This window comes from uncultured Ruegeria sp., from assembly GCF_947500045.1.
Taxonomy (GTDB): Bacteria; Pseudomonadota; Alphaproteobacteria; order Rhodobacterales; family Rhodobacteraceae; genus Ruegeria.
Genome location: NZ_CANMQQ010000003.1, coordinates 40,447 through 58,318, shown reverse-complemented (window position 1 = coordinate 58,318; position 17,872 = coordinate 40,447). Strand labels below are relative to the sequence as shown.

At 56.2% G+C, this 17,872-nt stretch carries 18 protein-coding genes; 7 read left to right on the top strand and 11 right to left on the bottom strand.

Annotated features, from left to right (window positions below; all coding sequences use genetic code 11):
* The first annotated feature begins 16 nt into the window (after positions 1 to 16).
* Genes fumC through Q1B46_RS06100 form a run of 4 tightly spaced genes read left to right on the top strand, consistent with a single transcriptional unit; the run spans position 17 to position 2,470 of the window.
* Positions 17 to 1,414 (top strand): class II fumarate hydratase, encoded by a 1,398-nt coding sequence (gene fumC, locus Q1B46_RS06115; protein WP_299945900.1) that lies wholly within the window; start codon positions 17 to 19, stop codon positions 1,412 to 1,414.
* Positions 1,414 to 1,590, top strand: coding sequence for a DUF4169 family protein (locus Q1B46_RS06110; protein WP_299945898.1), 177 nt, complete (start codon positions 1,414 to 1,416; stop codon positions 1,588 to 1,590). The genes fumC and Q1B46_RS06110 overlap by 1 nt, the downstream gene beginning before the upstream one ends.
* The gene (locus Q1B46_RS06105) at positions 1,587 to 1,808 is read left to right on the top strand and encodes a ribbon-helix-helix domain-containing protein (protein WP_299945896.1); all 222 of its coding nucleotides are present in this window, start codon (positions 1,587 to 1,589) and stop codon (positions 1,806 to 1,808) included. The genes Q1B46_RS06110 and Q1B46_RS06105 overlap by 4 nt, the downstream gene beginning before the upstream one ends.
* Positions 1,809 to 1,867: 59 nt before the next feature.
* On the top strand, positions 1,868 to 2,470 hold the full coding sequence (locus Q1B46_RS06100) for a DNA-3-methyladenine glycosylase I (RefSeq protein WP_299945893.1): 603 nt from the start codon (positions 1,868 to 1,870) through the stop codon (positions 2,468 to 2,470).
* Positions 2,471 to 2,482: 12 nt separating this feature from the next.
* Here the strand turns inward: Q1B46_RS06100 and Q1B46_RS06095 are convergent, their stop codons facing one another.
* From Q1B46_RS06095 to Q1B46_RS06080, 4 genes are all read right to left on the bottom strand, one after another.
* The gene (locus Q1B46_RS06095) at positions 2,483 to 3,364 is read right to left on the bottom strand and encodes a fructose bisphosphate aldolase (protein ID WP_299945890.1); all 882 of its coding nucleotides are present in this window, start codon (positions 3,362 to 3,364) and stop codon (positions 2,483 to 2,485) included.
* 72 nt (positions 3,365 to 3,436) lie between these two features.
* Positions 3,437 to 4,786: a cytochrome P450 gene (locus tag Q1B46_RS06090; RefSeq protein WP_299945888.1), complete on the bottom strand. Its 1,350-nt coding sequence runs from the start codon at positions 4,784 to 4,786 to the stop codon at positions 3,437 to 3,439.
* Complete coding sequence (locus tag Q1B46_RS06085; protein WP_299945886.1) at positions 4,783 to 5,994, bottom strand: hypothetical protein; 1,212 nt, start codon at positions 5,992 to 5,994, stop codon at positions 4,783 to 4,785. Before Q1B46_RS06085 ends, Q1B46_RS06090 begins: the two co-directional genes overlap by 4 nt.
* Before the next feature lie 87 nt (positions 5,995 to 6,081).
* Complete coding sequence (locus tag Q1B46_RS06080) at positions 6,082 to 6,834, bottom strand: cytochrome c biogenesis protein CcdA (RefSeq protein WP_299660127.1); 753 nt, start codon at positions 6,832 to 6,834, stop codon at positions 6,082 to 6,084.
* Positions 6,835 to 6,939: 105 nt separating this feature from the next.
* On the opposite strand from Q1B46_RS06080, the gene Q1B46_RS06075 reads away from it, so the two are divergent.
* Positions 6,940 to 7,173 (top strand): sulfurtransferase TusA family protein, encoded by a 234-nt coding sequence (locus Q1B46_RS06075; protein ID WP_299945883.1) that lies wholly within the window; start codon positions 6,940 to 6,942, stop codon positions 7,171 to 7,173.
* A 51-nt stretch (positions 7,174 to 7,224) separates the two neighbouring features.
* Here the strand turns inward: Q1B46_RS06075 and Q1B46_RS06070 are convergent, their stop codons facing one another.
* The 6 genes from Q1B46_RS06070 to purC form a co-directional block, all read right to left on the bottom strand.
* Positions 7,225 to 9,966: a ribonuclease E/G gene (locus tag Q1B46_RS06070; protein WP_299945880.1), complete on the bottom strand. Its 2,742-nt coding sequence runs from the start codon at positions 9,964 to 9,966 to the stop codon at positions 7,225 to 7,227.
* 511 nt (positions 9,967 to 10,477) lie between these two features.
* Positions 10,478 to 11,812 (bottom strand): sigma-54 dependent transcriptional regulator, encoded by a 1,335-nt coding sequence (locus Q1B46_RS06065; protein ID WP_299660121.1) that lies wholly within the window; start codon positions 11,810 to 11,812, stop codon positions 10,478 to 10,480.
* A gap of 11 nt (positions 11,813 to 11,823) precedes the next feature.
* Entirely contained in the window at positions 11,824 to 13,602 is a 1,779-nt protein-coding gene (locus Q1B46_RS06060) for an ATP-binding protein (protein ID WP_299660119.1), read from the bottom strand.
* Positions 13,603 to 13,638: 36 nt separating this feature from the next.
* The gene (purQ, locus tag Q1B46_RS06055; RefSeq protein ID WP_299945878.1) at positions 13,639 to 14,307 is read right to left on the bottom strand and encodes a phosphoribosylformylglycinamidine synthase subunit PurQ; all 669 of its coding nucleotides are present in this window, start codon (positions 14,305 to 14,307) and stop codon (positions 13,639 to 13,641) included.
* A gap of 26 nt (positions 14,308 to 14,333) precedes the next feature.
* Positions 14,334 to 14,564: a phosphoribosylformylglycinamidine synthase subunit PurS gene (gene purS / locus Q1B46_RS06050; protein WP_299660114.1), complete on the bottom strand. Its 231-nt coding sequence runs from the start codon at positions 14,562 to 14,564 to the stop codon at positions 14,334 to 14,336.
* A 99-nt stretch (positions 14,565 to 14,663) separates the two neighbouring features.
* Positions 14,664 to 15,419, bottom strand: coding sequence for a phosphoribosylaminoimidazolesuccinocarboxamide synthase (gene purC / locus Q1B46_RS06045; RefSeq protein ID WP_299660112.1), 756 nt, complete (start codon positions 15,417 to 15,419; stop codon positions 14,664 to 14,666).
* Positions 15,420 to 15,606: 187 nt separating this feature from the next.
* Here purC and Q1B46_RS06040 point away from each other — a divergent pair, with 187 nt between their 5' ends.
* Together Q1B46_RS06040 and bmt are read left to right on the top strand one after the other, a co-directional pair.
* Positions 15,607 to 15,927 carry a DUF1476 domain-containing protein gene (locus tag Q1B46_RS06040; RefSeq protein ID WP_299660109.1) on the top strand — a complete coding sequence of 107 codons (321 nt, stop codon included), beginning with the start codon at positions 15,607 to 15,609 and terminating at the stop codon, positions 15,925 to 15,927.
* 121 nt (positions 15,928 to 16,048) lie between these two features.
* Positions 16,049 to 17,062: a betaine--homocysteine S-methyltransferase gene (gene bmt, locus Q1B46_RS06035; protein ID WP_299945875.1), complete on the top strand. Its 1,014-nt coding sequence runs from the start codon at positions 16,049 to 16,051 to the stop codon at positions 17,060 to 17,062.
* Between the two features lie 8 nt (positions 17,063 to 17,070).
* Here the strand turns inward: bmt and Q1B46_RS06030 are convergent, their stop codons facing one another.
* Positions 17,071 to 17,847 (bottom strand): enoyl-CoA hydratase-related protein, encoded by a 777-nt coding sequence (locus Q1B46_RS06030; protein WP_299945873.1) that lies wholly within the window; start codon positions 17,845 to 17,847, stop codon positions 17,071 to 17,073.
* Positions 17,848 to 17,872: the final 25 nt, after the last annotated feature.

The following is a 17,872-nucleotide window of genomic DNA, read 5'->3' as shown; positions in this document are numbered from 1 at the left end:
CCAGACGGAGCGACCGATGTCCCAAACCCGTACCGAATCCGACAGCTTTGGCCCGCTTGAGGTTCCTGCCGACAAATATTGGGGGGCGCAGACCCAGCGCTCGATCATGAACTTTCCCATCGGCTGGGAGAAGCAGCCTGTCGCCATCGTACGCGCGCTGGGTGTGATCAAAAAAGCATGCGCTATGGAAAACAAGGCCATCGGTAAGCTGGACGCCAGGATCGCCGACGCAATCATTCAAGCTGCGGGCGAAGTTATTGAGGGCAAGTTCGACGACAACTTCCCTCTGGTCGTCTGGCAGACTGGATCTGGCACGCAGTCGAACATGAACTCGAACGAAGTGATCGCGAACCGTGCGATTGAGATCCTGGGCGGTGTGATTGGCTCGAAAGATCCCGTGCATCCGAATGATCATTGCAATATGGGCCAGTCTTCAAACGACACTTTCCCAACAGCGATGCACATTGCCACCGCAGTCAGTGTTCGTGACGTCCTGCTGCCCGGTCTGAACAAGTTTGCCGATGCGTTAGAACAGAAAGCTGCTGAATTTGCTGGCATCATCAAGATCGGTCGCACTCATACACAGGATGCGACGCCCCTGACGCTGGAACAAGAATTCGGCGCTTACGCACATCAGATTCGTCAGGGCATCGCGCGGGTCGAGGCATCGATGCCGGGTATTTATGAACTGGCACAGGGTGGCACCGCAGTCGGCACTGGTCTGAATACACATCACGGTTGGGATGAAGCTGTCGCGGCCAATATGGCCGAGATTACAGGCCTGCCATTTGTCACCGCACCTAACAAGTTCGAGGCATTGGCAGCCCATGACGCGATGGTATTCCTGTCTGGTGCACTCGCCACCATCGCCGGATCAAGTTACAAAATTGCCAACGATATCCGCTTGCTGGGCTCTGGCCCCCGTTCTGGTCTAGGCGAACTCATTCTTCCCGAAAACGAACCAGGTTCGTCGATCATGCCCGGGAAAGTGAACCCGACACAGGCCGAAGCTTTGACTCAGGTTGCAGCCCATGTGATGGGCAACGATGCCGCGATCAAATTTGCTGGATCGCAAGGTCACTTCCAGTTGAACGTCTACAACCCGATGATGTCCTATAATCTGCTTCAATCGATACAGTTGCTTGGCGATGCAACCGACAGCTTTACCGAACGCATGCTGCTGGGAATCAAAGCGAATGAGCCGCGCATCGAAAAGCTGATGATGGAATCGTTGATGCTTGTAACCGCGCTGGCGCCGACCATCGGGTACGATAATGCCACCACCGTCGCCAAAACGGCGCACAAAAACGGCACCACCCTAAAAGAAGAAGCGATAGCGCTGGGATTTGTAGATGAAGATACGTTCGACGCCGTCGTGCGCCCGGAACATATGATCGGTCCAAAGGAGCGGTAATGGGCAAACCGGTAAACCTGAACCGGTACCGAAAAGAAAAAGCGCGGGCCGAAAAAAAGGCTCGCGCCGAAACCAATGCTGCCAAGCATGGGCAAACAAAAGCAAACAAGACAGTTGTGAATCTGGAACAGGACCGGCAGCGTCGTGATCTTGATGGTCATAAGGTCGAAGAATGAGCGGCCGCCCCATCAAACGCTCTCTGACATTGCAGGGTCATCGAACATCGGTTTCGCTTGAAGATGAATTCTGGCAAGCCTTCCGCGAAATTGCTCGTGAAAAAGAGCTTCCGATCAATGTATTGGCGGCCAATATTGATGCGGAACGTGATCCGGAAACCGGCTTGGCATCGGCCATTCGTGTCTTCATTCTAGATTGGTATCGACAGGCTGATTGATCACTTGATTTATGCCATCAGCGTCGTTTACCCTCGATAAGAACAAAAAGGGTACACCCATGAGCGATTTGGCAACCGGCCCAGATGGAAATCCAAGATGCGCGTGGTGTAACGCCACGCCTGAGTTCTTCGAATATCATGACAACGAATGGGGATATCCAGTTTCCGACGATCGACGTCTTTTTGAGAAGTTGTGCCTTGAAAGCTTTCAGTCAGGTCTAAGCTGGCGCACCATATTGTCCAAGCGTGAAAACTTCAGAGCCGCGTTTTGTAACTTTGATTTCAACAAGATCGCAGAGTTTTCTGATCCCGATGTCGAGCGACTTTTGAACGACAAAGGTATCGTACGTCATCGTGGTAAAATCGAAGCTGTGATCAACAACGCCCGCCGCGTACAAGAGTTGATCGCAACCCACGGATCTCTGGCCGCTTATGTCTGGAAGTATGAGGCCGAGATGCCTCTTGCCCCACAAACCGCATCTACTTCGGCGGAATCTATTGCGATGTCAAAAGACCTGAAGAAACGTGGCTGGAAATTCGTGGGCCCCACAACCGTGTTTGCGTTCATGCAGGCCATGGGGTTGATCAACGATCATGCCATTGGATGCGCCATGCGCGAAAAAGCGGCGCAGTTGCGCCGCGATTTCATCAAGCCCGAATAAAGCTGCCTGCGTTCAGATCGAAGCGCGGTAGATATTGTCGATATTGCTACCAAGCGCTGCGTTGAATTCCGCATCAGATTGCTGCTTGGACAACCCTTCGGTCAGAGCGCGCGAGAAAGAGGCAATCATCTTGCCGTTCTTGCTGAGCAAATCGCAGGCTTGTTCAGTCGAATAACCACCAGACAACGCAACGACGCGCAGGACGCGCGGGTGGTCGGCCAGTTCGTCATATAGGTTGGCCTGGTTTGGGATGGTCAGTTTCAGCATCACTTCCTGGCCTTCAGCAAGCTGATCGAGGTTCTTCAGGATTTCCGATTTCAGGATATCTTCAGCCTCAGCTTTGGTTTCCGAATGGATGTTCACCTCGGGCTCGACAATCGGGACCATGCCCGCATCGGTGACCACGCGTGCTACGTCAAATTGCTGCGCAACAACATCAGCGATGCCCTGTGCGTTGGCTTCGTGAATGACTGAGCGTTCTTTGGTCCCGAAAACGTCTTCCGATTTGGACAACGTATCAGCCAGACCCGGGATCGGTTTCATCAACTGAACGCCGTTCGCCTGATCCTCAAGCCCTTTGTCGATTTTCAGAAACGGGACAATGTTTTTCTCTGACCACAGGTAGTCTGCGACCTTCTTACCGTTGATTTCTTCGCCCAGTGTCCGTTCAAACAGGATCGCGCCGATTACTTTGTCCTTGGTGAAATCGTGGGCCAGAATGATCCGCGCGCGCATTTTCTGAATTTCGCCGAACATCTCTTCATCAGATGAATAGTCTGAGGCGTCGACGCCATATAATGCCAGTGCTTTCGGGGTGGAACCGCCGCTTTGATCCAGTGCTGCGATAAATCCTGCGCCATCGGACATCTGCGCGCGCTGTTCTGCTTTCGACATAACTCATTCCCGTTCAATATGATTCCGCATTTTCAAACCGCATACAGCATGCCGTCAAGCGATGGTAGTTTGTTAGCGCTCAACCACACGCAACCAAATCCCATCTTTCGATCTGACGGTCAGATGTGCGACCGGTACTGGTGTATTGCCTTTGATTGTTTCGAAGCGATAGCGACGTAGCAGCATCGACAGGATGAGTGGGCCTTCGATCATGGCAAATCCGGCGCCAGTGCAGACCCGAGGCCCCGCAGAAAATGGGATATAGGCGTCGCGCTGGCATTTCTTGCCGTTCTCCGTTGCCCAGCGGGCAGGATCGAAATCGTCTGGCCTGTCCCAAAGTCGTTCATGACGATGCAGGTGCCAGGGGCTGACAACGATCTGGGACCCAGTCGGAACATCCCTGTCGCGGAACTGTTCGGGACAGGTTGCCTGCCGCACCATCATCGGCACCGGAGGATACAACCGAAGCGCCTCGCGAAACACATCACGACTGAGGTGCAGACGGGACATGTCAGAGAATTCGGGCGTGCCAATGGCCTGAGCTTCCTCAGCCAGTTTGTCCTGCCAGTCGGGATACAACGCCAACAGATACAATGCCCAGGCCAACGCCGATGCGCTGGTCTCATGCCCGGCCAAAAAGAAGATCGCGACCTGATCAACCATCTCCTGCGTATCAAAACACTTTTCGGTTTCTGGGTTCGGTGTTGTCATAATCTTTGTGGCCAGATCATCGGGCGCCGTTCCATTCTTGATTGCCGCTGCCCGCTCAGCCGTTAGTCGGCGGATCAGATTTCTTATCTGGCGAGCTGTCTGCCGGGTCTTACGGGAATGGAAACGCGGCACCCAACTGGGAACCGGTACAAAGGCTGCCAGATTCAACAAGGGTTGTTCCCGCTGATAGAGCCGGAATTTATCAAAGACCTGTGCGGCAACCTCATGTTCGATGGGGACCGAAAACAGGGTTCGGAAAATCACATCCGCCGCCACGTGGCTTGTGATGCCCTCGCACTCCACCTCTTGCCCGACATGCGCTTCAAGCCTGTCCACGCAGGCTTGCGCCGCGGCCACCATGGCTGGAAACGTATCTTTCAACCGCCCGCCTTCAAACGCAGGATCAATGATCCGCCGCTGCCGCCGCCATTCCGCGCCATTGGTAAGAAACACCGACCGACCAAGCAATGGGCGCAGACCTTCGCTGATACGGTTTGATTTTGGGAACGCATCGGGGCGATCTTTCAGCACGGTCCGGATCAGATCAGGCTGATTGATCAGGTATGACCGAAAGAACGGGGTTCGAAATTCGGCCATCCACGCCCGGTACAGGCGCTGGGGCTGGGCAGATAACAGGTCCTGTCGAAACAAACGCAGATACCGCCAGAGCGAGACCTTATCGGGACGTGGTGTTGGCTTTGGCGGCCTCATGTGTCCACCGTAGTGTATTTGGAAACCGCTTTTTCGATGCGCGAACGTGAAGGCGCACGGTTCATATATCGCTGCGCAAGCGTTTGGGGGCCTGCGGTTATTCTGAAGTAATCGTAATCATTGGGTCTATCGAAGGCGCAAAGATACTGGAAATGAAGCCGAAAGAACCGCCACCTGAGCTGCTTCCAGCGCTCAGGCGAAAGCGTCTGGGTGAACGCCGCAGAAAGAACCAGAGGCCATCGTTTACCGGAGCGCGATACCCCGCTGACCGCGACCGGATCACACAGCGCAAACGCACAGCCGTCACCTGGTGCCGATACATCGACCCAGTTGAGTTCTTCGCTTTCTGAAAGATATTGCAAATCGGCCCGTAAGGCGTTGGCCTTAGGCAGGAAGGAGACCATCGGCACGACCTGCCCCAAAGTCAGGAAAGACAAGGCTCGATCGCTTGAAATCCCCGACCCCCGCAACACCTCGGCCAACACAGTCACGCCCAGATGGGCACCAGAGCTATGGCCGACAACCAAAACTTCATCAAAATCCGACCTCAGAGCCAAAGAAACCTGCCCTGCAAACTGACTGAGACGCGCTTGTATCGCGGGTGAGTACTCCCCTTTCATGCGCGCCGAATGGGCGTAGTCATGCATTAGGTAATATGCAAAAAATCGGCTGTCTATTTTTCTAAACCAACGCATCAACCCAAAGATCACTGCCGAAGCAGGCAATAGTGACCACCACCCGATGAACGGGGCCAATCCAGCAACCACGCCCCAAGCGGCAAGCAGCGCCAGCGCCAGTTGAACCAAAAGCATTCCCACCGGGTATAGTGCTGCGATAACTGGCCCCTTGCGCAGTTGCATAAGTCGCCAAAGCGTTCCAGTTGTGATGTAAATCCAGGCGGTCCTTGCCATTTGGGCGTATGTCGCCGGAATCGATCGGGCCATGCTGTCCCGCACGATATCGGACCACACCAATACATCGATATCAGTCTCGACCGGCCCACCATCCTGTTGCGATGTGACGTGCCAGCCATATCCGCCGTCACCTTTCTTGGCGCTGATATCAATCTCATAACCTGAAATGGCCGCCTGTGCGTTGCCTTCTTTACGATAAAGCTCTCGGTAACGGCGCGGAGGAATCGGATCGTAACCGGGAATATAAAAAACCCGGCGCTTGCGCACCTGCAGATGGGGTTGTTGACTGCTCATGACCCGGCCCTCTGATCCGCAGACTAGCGCAGCGGTACCTTCAAGGTAAGACCCGCTGTTCAGCCATCCACGTTTAACGCCAGAGGGTTAACCAAAGTTCGCCAATGCCGGAAATGTTTCAAGAAGCCACCAGCTGAACTCGGTGAACAACCCGGTGATCAGCATGATACCGACAAACAACAGCAACCCGCCCATCACCTTTTCGATGGTGCCCATATACGGCTTGATCCTGTTCATCAGGGCCATCGACCGATTCAGGAACATTGCTGCCAGAAGAAACGGTATGCCCAACCCCGCAGCGTAAACCCCAAGCAACAAAGTGCCACGCGCGACCGAAGCCTCTGACGCCGCCAGAGATAAAATCGCGCCAAGTTGCGGACCGATACACGGGGTCCAGCCAAAGGCAAACGCAAGGCCCAGGATATAAGCACCAAAGACCGAACCACCGGAATCTCCGGTCTCAACCCTTGCTTCACGATCCAGAAGAGGAATGCGAAATACATTCAAGAAGTGAAGGCCAAAGACAATCACCACCGCCCCGGACAATTTGGCAAATAGCACCTGATTTTGAAGGACAAACGCCCCAAAGGCCGAAGCTGTGAAACCCAGCAGCAGGAAGACCGTCGACAAGCCAAGCACAAAAAACAGCGCCGAGAGTGTAGCCTTCCGTCGCGCCCGCGCTTCATCCTGCATTTCATTGATCGTTACACCGCTCATATAGGCCAGATAGGGCGGCACAATCGGCAGCACACAGGGTGACAGAAAGCTGATCAACCCGCCAAGCATGGCGATGAACATGGCAGGCAGCAGCCCAGCGTCGATGATATCAATTCCAAACATACAACTGCACATATGGTATCGAGTGACCTTCGTCACGGGGCCATTCAGTCACATCCTCGTGGTTGCATACTGGACAGCAGCGCAGCTTGGAAATATCTCAACCGGATGACAGATGAGACGGAAACACTGGATGCGCTGGGATTGTTATGCCCCTTGCCTGTGCTGAAAGCCCGAAAACGGCTAAAATCTCTGCCTGCGGGTGGGTTGCTTCGTATATTGGCTGATGACCCGGCAGCAATTATCGACGTACCGCATTTCTGCACTGAAGCGGGCCATACACTGATCTCAGCAGACAGTTCAAATGGGCACCAGATATATCTGATCCGCAAATCTGACTAAAGCCTCTGGTATCAGAAACGAAAAAGGCGGGCCAACTGGCCCGCCTTTTCATTATTGTCCCAATGACCACCAACCGCGCCGCTTTGGCTTGGCCGGTGATGGTTCAGGTTCCTCTGCCACCGTCTCAAGGACAGGCTCCGGCGTTTCGATATCGACGACCTCAGGTTCAGCAGGTTGCTCTTCGGTTTCGGCGACGACCGGTTCTGCTTCTGGTGATCCTTCATCCGACTGCACTTGCGCTGCCTCAGGCTCAGGCGTTTCCGCAACGTCCTGAGTGTCCTCGGTTTGCTCCGGCTGTTCAGCTTCAACAGCTTCGGGTTTTGCTGTTTCCGGTTTGCTCTCTTGCTCAACGGCTGGTTCGTCGTCTGCAGACTGTGGGGCTTTAGCTTCCGCCTCTGCTTCAACATCCTTTTTACGACGCCGCGGCGCCCGACGTTTCTTGGGTTTGGCCGTTTTCTCAGCCTCTTCCTCAACTACCGACTCAGCCTCATCTAGCTTGGCTTCGACCGCTTCAGCTTGAGCCTCGGAAACCTCTTCGCCTACGGTATCAGCCTCTTCGCCATTTCCGTCCGAGGCATCTTCACCACCAGAACTTTTCTTGCGACGCCGCCGACGCCGTTTGCGCTTGGGCTTAGTCTCTTCTTCGACCTCGACCGCAGTTTCTTCTTCGCTTTCGTCCTCATCAGTGGCGTCGACCATATCCATCAGCGACGCGTCCACCGAGACCACTGGCGCGGTTGCTTCCGGGACAACGCGACTCGCGGTCTTGAACTTCTCCATCGAGAAATCAGGGCTGACCAGATGCACATCCCCTTCGATCCGAACCGACAAACCATATCGCGCCTCGATCTGGGCGATATGTTCGCGTTTCTGGTTCATCAGAAAGTTGGCAATACTCACCGGGCAGCGCACCAGAACCTCGCGCGATCGGCGGCGGGTGCCTTCCTCTTCGATCTGACGCAGGATCGACAATGCCATATTGTCATCCGAACGGATCAGACCGGTGCCATGACAAGCCGGGCACGGCTGAGTCGTCGCCTCAAGCATACCGGGGCGCAGACGCTGGCGGCTCATCTCCAACAGACCAAAGCCCGAAATCCGCCCTACCTGAATTCGGGCACGATCCGTTTTCAGCTTGTCTTTCAGACGCTTCTCAACGGCCGCGTTATTCTTGCGCTCGTCCATATCGATAAAGTCGATGACGATCAGGCCCGCAAGGTCGCGCAATCGCAACTGGCGCGCCACTTCTTCAGCAGCTTCCAGGTTGGTCTTAAGAGCCGTTTCCTCGATCGAGCCTTCTTTGGTCGCCCGGCCCGAGTTCACGTCGATCGCGACCAATGCCTCGGTCACTCCGATCACGATATAGCCACCTGATCTCAGCTGAACCGTGGGATTGAACATCCCCGCCAGATAGCTTTCAACCTGATAGCGCGCGAATAGCGGCAGCGCATCCTCGTACCGTTTCACGTTCTTGGCGTGGGACGGCATGATCATCTTCATGAAGTCCTTGGCGATGCGGTACCCGCCCTCGCCTTCAACCAGAACCTCATCGATATCGCGGTTATAAAGATCGCGGATCGAGCGTTTGATCAGATCGCCTTCTTCATAGATTTTCGCGGGCGCAATGGATTGCAGCGTCAGTTCACGGATTTGCTCCCAAAGCCGTTGCAGATATTCATAGTCGCGCTTGATCTCGGATTTTGTACGCTTGGCCCCGGCCGTCCGCACAATAAGACCCGCGCCCAACGGCACGTCAATTTCCGAGGCAATGTCCTTCAGCTTCTTCCGATCCGCCGCGTTTGTAATCTTGCGGCTGATCCCGCCACCACGCGCGGTGTTCGGCATCAATACGCAATAGCGCCCGGCAAGCGACAGATAGGTTGTCAGCGCCGCCCCCTTGTTGCCCCGTTCTTCTTTCACGACCTGCACCAGCAAAACCTGGCGCACCTTGATCACTTCCTGAATCTTGTATCGGCGCGGCCGCGGCTTGCGCGGTGGGCGAATATCTTCGCTGTCATCTTCATCCGCTACGGATTCGATGGAATCGTCTTTCGCAGTCGCGTCGGTCTGCTTGTCATCGTCTTCGGAATCGCCATCTTCTCCTGCAGATTCCGGTTCAGCTGCGGCTTCGGCGCTCTCAGTTTCAGAGGCTTCCTCTGCCGCTTCGGTGGATGCATCCGCTGGGCTTTGCTCAGCAGTTTCTTCCGCATCTACGACTTCAGTAGCGGCCTCTCCCGTCTGCTGGGAACCACCTGCATCATCCGGTTCTTCCACAGGCGTATCCGCAACCGTCTCCATCGGAGATGTACCTTCAGGCACAGACAAATCTGCGGTTTCGTCACTGTCGTCCAGATCGATGGTTTCCATCCCCGACGGCTCGGAAGAGACTTCCATCGTTTCCACTGGATCGTCGGACTTAACGTTCGCTGCTTTGCTGCGCGAACGTGATCGGCGCTTTTTCGGCTTCGATTCTTCCGCGTCATCCCGCGCGCGCATAGATTCGGCATATGCACGCTCTTCCTCCATCAACGCCTCACGGTCGGCGACGGGGATCTGGTAGTAATCAGGATGAATCTCGGAAAACGCCAGGAACCCGTGTCGGTTCCCACCATAATCCACAAAAGCCGCCTGCAGCGACGGCTCGACCCGAGTTACTTTTGCAAGATAGATGTTGCCAGCAAGCTGGCGTTTGTTTTCGGATTCAAAGTCAAATTCCTCAACCTTGTTTCCATCGACCACCACAACGCGGGTTTCCTCCGCGTGGGTGGCATCGATAAGCATTTTCTTAGCCATGTGTCCTTGGTGCACCGCGCCAAACGCGTTGTCCTGACCCGTCCAGGCGGACAGGCGCTTTTGGGAAGGTGTCTTGTACGGGCGATATCGGACGGCGCGCGGCAGGGTCTGGCGCTATGGCCCCCTGCCCGTATACTCAATCGTTGCGCGCGCGTCATCGCGGTTCTTCTCCGACAGGCGCGTTGATCGCGGCCTGCCCATTTATTCCTTTCGCCCGTATAGACGGGCTCAGGCGTTCATCTGCCCAATCAAGGGCATAATCGGTCTGCAGTACCGCGCGGGATCGATCCTCGTCATCGGCTCAGCAGCGAATCTCAAAAAAACGGGGCTTGCAGGCGTAAAACGCCCGGCCCGTCCGACCACAATAAAAGCAGTCCTGTGGAAAAGACAATGGGCAAACTGCATTCAGCCCCGGAACGCAGCGCAGGATCTCTTCATCTGGCCCAAAATACCTCGGGGGCGTGAATTGGCCTGCAAGGCCAAGAGAGGGGGCTGGCCCCCTCTATGAGCGTTACAAATAGTCTGAACGCTGCAGCCCATATTTGGCCATCTTCTCGTTCAGCGTCCGGCGCGGCAGGCACAACTCGTCCATCACCGACGCGATCGAGCCCTTGTGACGGCGCATCGTGTTGTCGATCAGCATCCGCTCGAACGCTTCGACGTATTCCTTCAACGGCTTGCCTTCAGTCGTCATCACCGGCTGCATTTCCTCATGATCGGACATCAGCAAAGACGCAATCGTCCCAGAGCCGCGCCGCGATTGCAGTACCGCGCGTTCGGCAATGTTGATTAGCTGCCGTACATTCCCCGGCCACGGAGCTTGCAACAGTTGTGCCGCTTCCTGTGCGCTGACCTGCGGGGCCTCACACCCGTATTCCTCGGCAAACTGCTCACTCAGACGGGTGAACAAGGTCAGAATATCTTCGCCTCGCTGACGCAGCGGCGGCATGGTGATGCGCAACGCCGCAAGTCGATAGAACAAATCCGGTCGCAACACGTCTTCCGAGGTCTTACCTGCCTCTTGCAGGTTCGAAATTGCAACGATCCGCGTTTCCGCAGGCGTACCTTGATCATTCATCACGCTAAGAAGCCGGGCCTGCAGCGTATCGCTCAGCGCTTCGATGTCTTCCAGAACCAATGTCCCACCACGCGCTTCTTCAATGGCCGGCAATTGTGTGTCCTCGGGCAACATCGGTCCGAATAGACGTTTTGAGAGCGTCTCTTCCTCCAGCGCAGCGCAGGATACCAGAACAAATTTCTTGCCCGCTCGGCTACCGACCGCATGCAAGGCGTGCGCGACCAAGGTCTTACCGGTCCCTGTTTCACCATCGATCAGAACATGACCATCAGCCTGCCCCAGATCCAGAATGTCCTCGCGCAGACGCTCCATAACAGGGCTTGCACCGATTAACTTGTTCATGATCTGGGTGCCGCCCGAAAGCTCGCGCCGCAGTGCACGGTTGTCTAGCGTCAGGCGTCGTGCATTACTGGCCCGCTTGGCCAATTCTGACATACGATCCGGGTTGAAAGGCTTTTCAAGGAAATCAAACGCCCCGACACGCATTGCTTCGACTGCCATCGGAACATCACCATGCCCCGTAATCATGATCACGGGCAGAGTGCTGTCCGCACCCATCAGCTTTTTCAGCAACTGTATGCCATCCATGCCGGGCATCTTGATGTCAGAGATCACGATCCCCGGATATTCGGGCCCCAGAACCTTGAGTGCATCCTCGGCGCTGGCGAATGTCTCGGTGTCGTATCCCGACAGTGCCAGCCACTGGCTGATCGACTGACGCATGTCCTGTTCGTCATCCACGATGGCGATCTTCATGGCCTGTGCCATAGTCACTTCCTTTATTCCGCAGCCTCAAGGCCGTCGCTACCCAGAATGGGCAATTGCATCTCAAACACCGCGCCGCCCTGCTGTCCGTTGCGCGCAGTCAACCGTCCGCCATGGTCGTTCACGATCCCGGACGAGATGGCAAGCCCCAGACCAACGCCGTCTCCGGGGCGCTTGGTCGTGTAGAACGGCTCGAACAGGTTCTCGATATTCTCGATCCCGTGGCCATTGTCGCGCACGGTCAATACAGCCGTATCACCCGCGGCGAGGATTATTTCGACATCAGGTTCCTGAACAGATTTGGTGGCGTCCAGCGCATTGCGCAAGAGATTGACCATAACCTGTTCGATCCGCATCCGATCTCCCATCACTATAACAGGTTCTTCGGGCAGAATCTGGGTAATCTTGACATGCCGCTGCCTCAGCTGCGGCTCCATCATAGACAGGCTTGAGGCCAGTGCTTCGCCAAGATTTACTGGCGAAAACGCATCCGCGCCCTTACGCGCATAAGATTTCAGCTGGCGCGTGATGGCCCCCATCCTCTCGATCAACCCGTCAATGCGGCCAAAGCTGGCCAAGGCCTCTTCGGGGCGGTTCCGGCGCAGCAACAGACGTGCGCCTGCCAGATAAGTTTTCATCGCCGCCAGGGGCTGGTTCAGCTCGTGACTGACTGCAGCCGACATCTCACCAAGTGCGGCCAGTTTTGAGCTTTGCGCAAGGGTTTGCTCGGCAACTTCCAGCGTCTTTTCAACCCGTTCCCGCTCAGCAATTTCCCGCTGCAGCCTGGTATTCAATGCGCGAAGCTCCGCCGACTCGCGCTGGAACAGCGTCATACGCGACGTGGCCCTGCGGCTGAGCGCATAGAACGCGAGCGCCAGAAGAATCGCAAAGGCCATGATTTCCAGCGCAAGTACGCTATTCACCCTCTCCCGGATCGACGAATAGGTGGTGAACGAGGTCATCTGCCAACCCCGGAAGGGGATGCGCGTTTCCATCCGCATCACCGCCTCGCCCTGCAAATAGGCATCTGGGGGCAGCGCATTCCAATCTGTCGTCGCGCGGATCGCACGCTGAATGGCGCTTTGCGGGGGTTGACGCAGGATCGCGCTACCTTCATCCAGACCACGCCATTTCGGTTCCGTTGACAGGATTATCGCACCGGTGCTGTCGGTCACCATCACGGCGTCAGAAATCCCCGCCCAAGCGCGTTCGAATTTCTGCAGATCGACCTCTACGACAATGACACCAAGGATCTCGGCATTGGCCTCGATGCGGCGCGAATACACAAAGCTGTAACCACCTGCCTCACGCGGAATGACCGAGAATATCGTGGCATTCGACCGCATCGCATCAATGAAGTAAGGGGAGCCGCGATGACCTTCGCCGAGTCGGCTACGATCGGTCGCCGCGACCGTAAAACCGTCACCGTCCAACAAAACCAGTGAGGCAGCACCGATTTCCTCGACAAAGGATATCAGCCGCTGCGTCGACAATGTGTAATCACTGGACTGCAGTGCCGAAATCAGCGTCGGATCACGGGCAAGAAGCTGCGGAACAATGGAATTGCGTCGCAACTCGCTAAGCAGGTTGCCCGAATACAGCGCAAGACGAAGCTCGGCCCGGTTCCGAGTGGATTCGGTGAAACGGCTGGTCAAAAGACTATTGGTAATCCAGACCGTGGCGACGGTTGCGATCAGCAGAAAGAACACGGCAAGCCGCAGCCGCCAACCCATCGGCGACCCGCGCAGCCGGTTCAGGAACCAACCGCTGCCTGATTGATCTTCTGCACTCATATCCTGACGCTACGCGTCCAGACTGATGACCTCAAGTCACGCAGGTGTCAGCACCCCCGCCAATGCGCGGAAGAGCGCCGTTCCGTCGGTGCCTCCGTGGCCTGAATCCGCCGCCCGTTCCGGGTGGGGCATCATACCTAACACGCGACGGTTGTGCGATAATATGCCTGCAATATCGTCGCGCGAACCATTCGGATTTTCGGCGTAAGTGAAGGCAATGCGATCCTGATCTTTCAGTTCCGCCAGCACCTCATCGTCTGCAAAATAATTGCCATCATGATGCGCGATTGGGATCCCGATCACATCCCCAGCATTGTACCCTTCGGTGAAGGCGCTGTCGCTGGTTTCCACCTTCAGGCCAACAGTTCGGCAGATGTATTTCAGCCCCGCGTTGCGCAGCAACGCCCCCGGCAGAATCCCGGTTTCGGTTAGAACCTGAAAGCCGTTGCATATGCCGACGGCATAGCCGCCACGTTCGGTATGCGCAGCCAGCGCCTTGCAGATCGGCGACTGGGCCGCAATCGCCCCGCAGCGCAGATAATCCCCGTAGGAAAACCCGCCGGGCACACCTACGATATCGATGCCCTCAGGCAACGTGGCATCTTTGTGCCAAACCATATCGACCGAAAACCCCGCCTGTTCGAAGGCGACGGCAAGATCACGGTCGCAGTTGGAACCGGGAAAAACGATGACGGCTGCGCGCATGACGGACCCTCCTTGGTCGTGAAAACTTAGATCAGTTCGATCTCAAAGCGTTCGATGACCGTGTTGGCCAACAGCTTTTCACACATCCGGGTCACGTCTGCCTCGGTTGCGCCATCTGCCAGTTCCAGATCGATCACCTTGCCCTGACGAACACCTTCGACCTGATCAAACCCCATCGCACCCAATGCGTGACGCACGGCCTCGCCCTGCGGGTCCAGAACCCCGTTCTTGAGCATCACATGCACACGTGCCTTCATGTTCGAAAACTCCAGTCATGGACCGTTTGATGGTCCGTTTCGTTGCGCGCGGGATACCCCGCTTAGGCTTGTCGGACAACCCTGCCACCAAGGGCAGGATCAGTTGATCAGAGTGGGTTTGGTGACGTTGCTTTTGGGCAGTACACCAAGGCGACGGGCGACTTCTGAATACGCGTCAGTCAGGCTGCCAAGATCACGTCGGAACACGTCTTTATCCAGCTTTTGACCGGTCTCGATATCCCACAAACGGCAGCTATCGGGGCTGATTTCATCGGCAACGATCAGGCGCTGGAAATCGCCTTCGTATACCCGCCCAATCTCAATCTTGAAATCAACCAGACGAATGCCCACTGCCAGCATCATACCGCTTAGGAAATCATTTACACGCAGCGCCAGGCTGAGGATGTCGTCCATATCCTGCTGACTGGCCCAGCCAAAGGCCGCGATGTGCTCTTCGGTTACCAGCGGATCACCCAGCGCGTCTTCCTTGTAGCAGTATTCGACTATCGGGCGCGGCAGCTGGGTGCCCTCGGCAATGCCGAGACGCTTGGACATAGTTCCTGCCGCATAGTTGCGCACAATCACTTCCAGTGGGATGATCTCACAATTGCGGACCAATTGTTCGCGCATATTCAGACGCCGAATGAAATGGGTCGGCACGCCAATCTGCGATAGGCCTGTCATAAAGAACTCGCTCAGACGGTTGTTCAGAACGCCCTTGCCGTCGATGACATCTTTCTTCTCGGCGTTGAATGCGGTGGCGTCGTCCTTGAAATACTGCACGATTGTCCCGGGCTCAGGACCTTCATACAGGATCTTCGCTTTACCTTCGTAAATCTTTTTGCGACGCGCCATGAGCGACCTTTCCAGTCTGAGGAAAGGGAATGAGTCCCCTTACGTTGGCGCCCTCATAGTGCAAGCCCCGCCTTCCCGCAAGTTCGCGACCCCGAGAGGCTTTGACGCAGCGCAAATACCTTGCACCCGGGGTGTCGTATAGTCATATCATCAGGAAAGATCATTCAACCCAAGAGGTCCCCAACCAATGACCACATTTGACGAACGTGAAGCCGCATTCGAAAGCAAGTTCGCCCATGACGAAAAGATGCAGTTCATCGCACGCATGCGCCGCAACCGGTTCATGGCGGTCTGGGCCTCGGCGCTGAAAGGCGAAACCGTGGAACAGGCACGGAAATACGGGCAGGAGCTGGTGCATACAGATCTTCAGAATGTCAGCGAAGACGACGTGGTCGAGGCGGTCAAAGGCTATCTCGGTGATCTCGCGGATGAGTCAAAAATTCGCGAGAAGATGGTCGAGCTGCTGATTGAAGCCAAAGAACAGGTAATGGCCGAAGCCGACTCGTAAGGTTTGACTTGCAAGGCTCATGATCTTCATGAGTTTTATGAATTTGATTTGACGCCCCGGTCATGAGACACGGGGCGTCTCATTTTTTGATGGGCTTTGGCCTCATATTTGGATTGCCCCAATGACAAATGCGCTCAGCACCCTTCTGGAAACCGTCGACGTCATTCTTGCGGATGGGGCGACCGGAACTAACCTGTTCAACATGGGCCTGCAATCCGGTGATGCGCCGGAATTGTGGAACGTCGATGCCCCCGACAAGATCCGGGCTTTGTATCAGGGCTCGGTCGATGCGGGCAGCGATCTGTTTCTGACCAACACATTTGGCGGTACTTCTGCACGGCTAAAGCTACACGACGCCCAGAACCGAGTGGCCGAGCTGAATCGCATTGGCGCTGAACTGGGTCGTGAGGTTGCCGACAAAGCGGGCCGCCCGGTTATCGTGGCCGGTTCCGTCGGCCCCACAGGCGAAATCATGCAACCAGTTGGCAGCTTGTCGCATTCCGAAGCCGTGGAAATGTTTCATGAACAGGCCGAGGCGCTAAAGGCCGGTGGAGCGGATGTTCTGTGGCTTGAGACCATTAGCGCCCCCGAGGAATTTCGAGCTGCAGCCGAGGCATTCGCGCTGGCTGACATGCCCTGGTGCGGCACCATGAGCTTTGACACTGCGGGCCGGACAATGATGGGCGTCACGTCCTCTGACCTGGTGACGATTGTCGAGACTTTGCCCAATCCTCCGGTCGCCTTCGGGGCCAACTGCGGAACGGGTGCGTCCGACATTTTACGGACGGTGCTTGGCTTTGCCGCACAGGGCAACGAGCGTCCGCTGATTTCAAAAGGTAACGCAGGCATCCCAAAATATGTGGATGGACATATCCATTACGACGGAACACCCGAGTTGATGGGGCTGTATGCTGCAATGGCCCGGGATGCAGGGGCTACGATCATTGGCGGATGCTGCGGCACCATGCCTGCGCATCTGCGCGAAATGCGCGCGGCCCTGGATGCTGGCCCGCGTGGAGAACGCCCGACACTGGATCAGATCACATCAGCGCTTGGCCCATTTACATCGGCCTCGGATGGCACCGGAGATGATGCCGCGCCCGAACGACGCACGCGCCGCCGTCGCCGGGCCTGATCGACGGATCAGCGCCCCTCGAACTTCGCGGGGCGTTTTTCCAGAAACGCCACCACACCTTCAGCGAAATCGCGGGTACGTCCGCATTCACCCTGCAGATGTGCTTCGGCTGCAAGCTGTTGCGGCAACGTCCTGTCATAGGTCCCCCGGATCGCCTGTTTGATCGCCCGGAAGCCGGCGGTTGGACCATTGGCCAAATAAGCGGCCCGTTCGCGCCAGTGCGCATCGAACTGATCATCAGACACCGCTTCCCAGATCAACCCCCAATCATCTGCCTGACGCGCGGTGATTTTGTCCGCAAACAGGGCAGCCCCCATCGCTTTGGCAAATCCCATCTGACGCGGCATAAACCATGTGCCGCCAGCATCCGGCAACAAACCAATCCGCGCGAAAGCCTGCAGGAAATAGGCGCTTTCGGTTGCGATCACCACATCGGCGCAAAGCGCCAGATTGGCCCCCGCCCCCGCTGCTGGGCCATTGACGGCCGCGATGGTTGGGACCGGACAATCATAGACAGCCTCAAGCATCGGTTCATATTCGTCCCGCAGCGCGCGTTCGAGGTCGATCTTTCCCGTGCTCGACGCATCACCAAGATCCTGGCCAGAACAAAAAGCAGGCCCTGCGCCCGTCAACACGATTGCGCGCGCATGGCGGGCTGCGTCTTTCATCGCATAGGTGATCTCGGCCCGCATCTGCGTCGTCAGCGCATTCATCTTGTCCGGCCTATTCAGCGTCAAAACCGCCAGATCATCCGTGATATCCAGAAGGACCGCTTTGTATTCCATGTAAAACCTCACCTGCGCAGCGTTT

What these genes read in the sequence shown, in the direction of transcription:
- Q1B46_RS06060 (WP_299660119.1), bottom strand. Translation starts at nt 13,602, where the DNA reads ATGAGTGCAGAAGATCAATCAGGCAGCGGTTGGTTCCTGAACCGGCTG.
- Q1B46_RS06040 (WP_299660109.1), top strand. Translation starts at nt 15,607, where the DNA reads ATGACCACATTTGACGAACGTGAAGCCGCATTCGAAAGCAAGTTCGCC.
- Q1B46_RS06030 (WP_299945873.1), bottom strand. Translation starts at nt 17,847, where the DNA reads ATGGAATACAAAGCGGTCCTTCTGGATATCACGGATGATCTGGCGGTT.
- Q1B46_RS06100 (WP_299945893.1), top strand. Translation starts at nt 1,868, where the DNA reads ATGAGCGATTTGGCAACCGGCCCAGATGGAAATCCAAGATGCGCGTGG.
- Q1B46_RS06095 (WP_299945890.1), bottom strand. Translation starts at nt 3,364, where the DNA reads ATGTCGAAAGCAGAACAGCGCGCGCAGATGTCCGATGGCGCAGGATTT.
- purC (WP_299660112.1), bottom strand. Translation starts at nt 15,419, where the DNA reads ATGGCGCGTCGCAAAAAGATTTACGAAGGTAAAGCGAAGATCCTGTAT.
- Q1B46_RS06075 (WP_299945883.1), top strand. Translation starts at nt 6,940, where the DNA reads ATGACAGATGAGACGGAAACACTGGATGCGCTGGGATTGTTATGCCCC.
- Q1B46_RS06090 (WP_299945888.1), bottom strand. Translation starts at nt 4,786, where the DNA reads ATGAGGCCGCCAAAGCCAACACCACGTCCCGATAAGGTCTCGCTCTGG.
- Q1B46_RS06110 (WP_299945898.1), top strand. Translation starts at nt 1,414, where the DNA reads ATGGGCAAACCGGTAAACCTGAACCGGTACCGAAAAGAAAAAGCGCGG.
- Q1B46_RS06070 (WP_299945880.1), bottom strand. Translation starts at nt 9,966, where the DNA reads ATGGCTAAGAAAATGCTTATCGATGCCACCCACGCGGAGGAAACCCGC.
- purS (WP_299660114.1), bottom strand. Translation starts at nt 14,564, where the DNA reads ATGAAGGCACGTGTGCATGTGATGCTCAAGAACGGGGTTCTGGACCCG.
- Q1B46_RS06065 (WP_299660121.1), bottom strand. Translation starts at nt 11,812, where the DNA reads ATGGCACAGGCCATGAAGATCGCCATCGTGGATGACGAACAGGACATG.
- Q1B46_RS06085 (WP_299945886.1), bottom strand. Translation starts at nt 5,994, where the DNA reads ATGAGCAGTCAACAACCCCATCTGCAGGTGCGCAAGCGCCGGGTTTTT.
- Q1B46_RS06080 (WP_299660127.1), bottom strand. Translation starts at nt 6,834, where the DNA reads ATGTTTGGAATTGATATCATCGACGCTGGGCTGCTGCCTGCCATGTTC.
- Q1B46_RS06105 (WP_299945896.1), top strand. Translation starts at nt 1,587, where the DNA reads ATGAGCGGCCGCCCCATCAAACGCTCTCTGACATTGCAGGGTCATCGA.
- bmt (WP_299945875.1), top strand. Translation starts at nt 16,049, where the DNA reads ATGACAAATGCGCTCAGCACCCTTCTGGAAACCGTCGACGTCATTCTT.
- purQ (WP_299945878.1), bottom strand. Translation starts at nt 14,307, where the DNA reads ATGCGCGCAGCCGTCATCGTTTTTCCCGGTTCCAACTGCGACCGTGAT.
- fumC (WP_299945900.1), top strand. Translation starts at nt 17, where the DNA reads ATGTCCCAAACCCGTACCGAATCCGACAGCTTTGGCCCGCTTGAGGTT.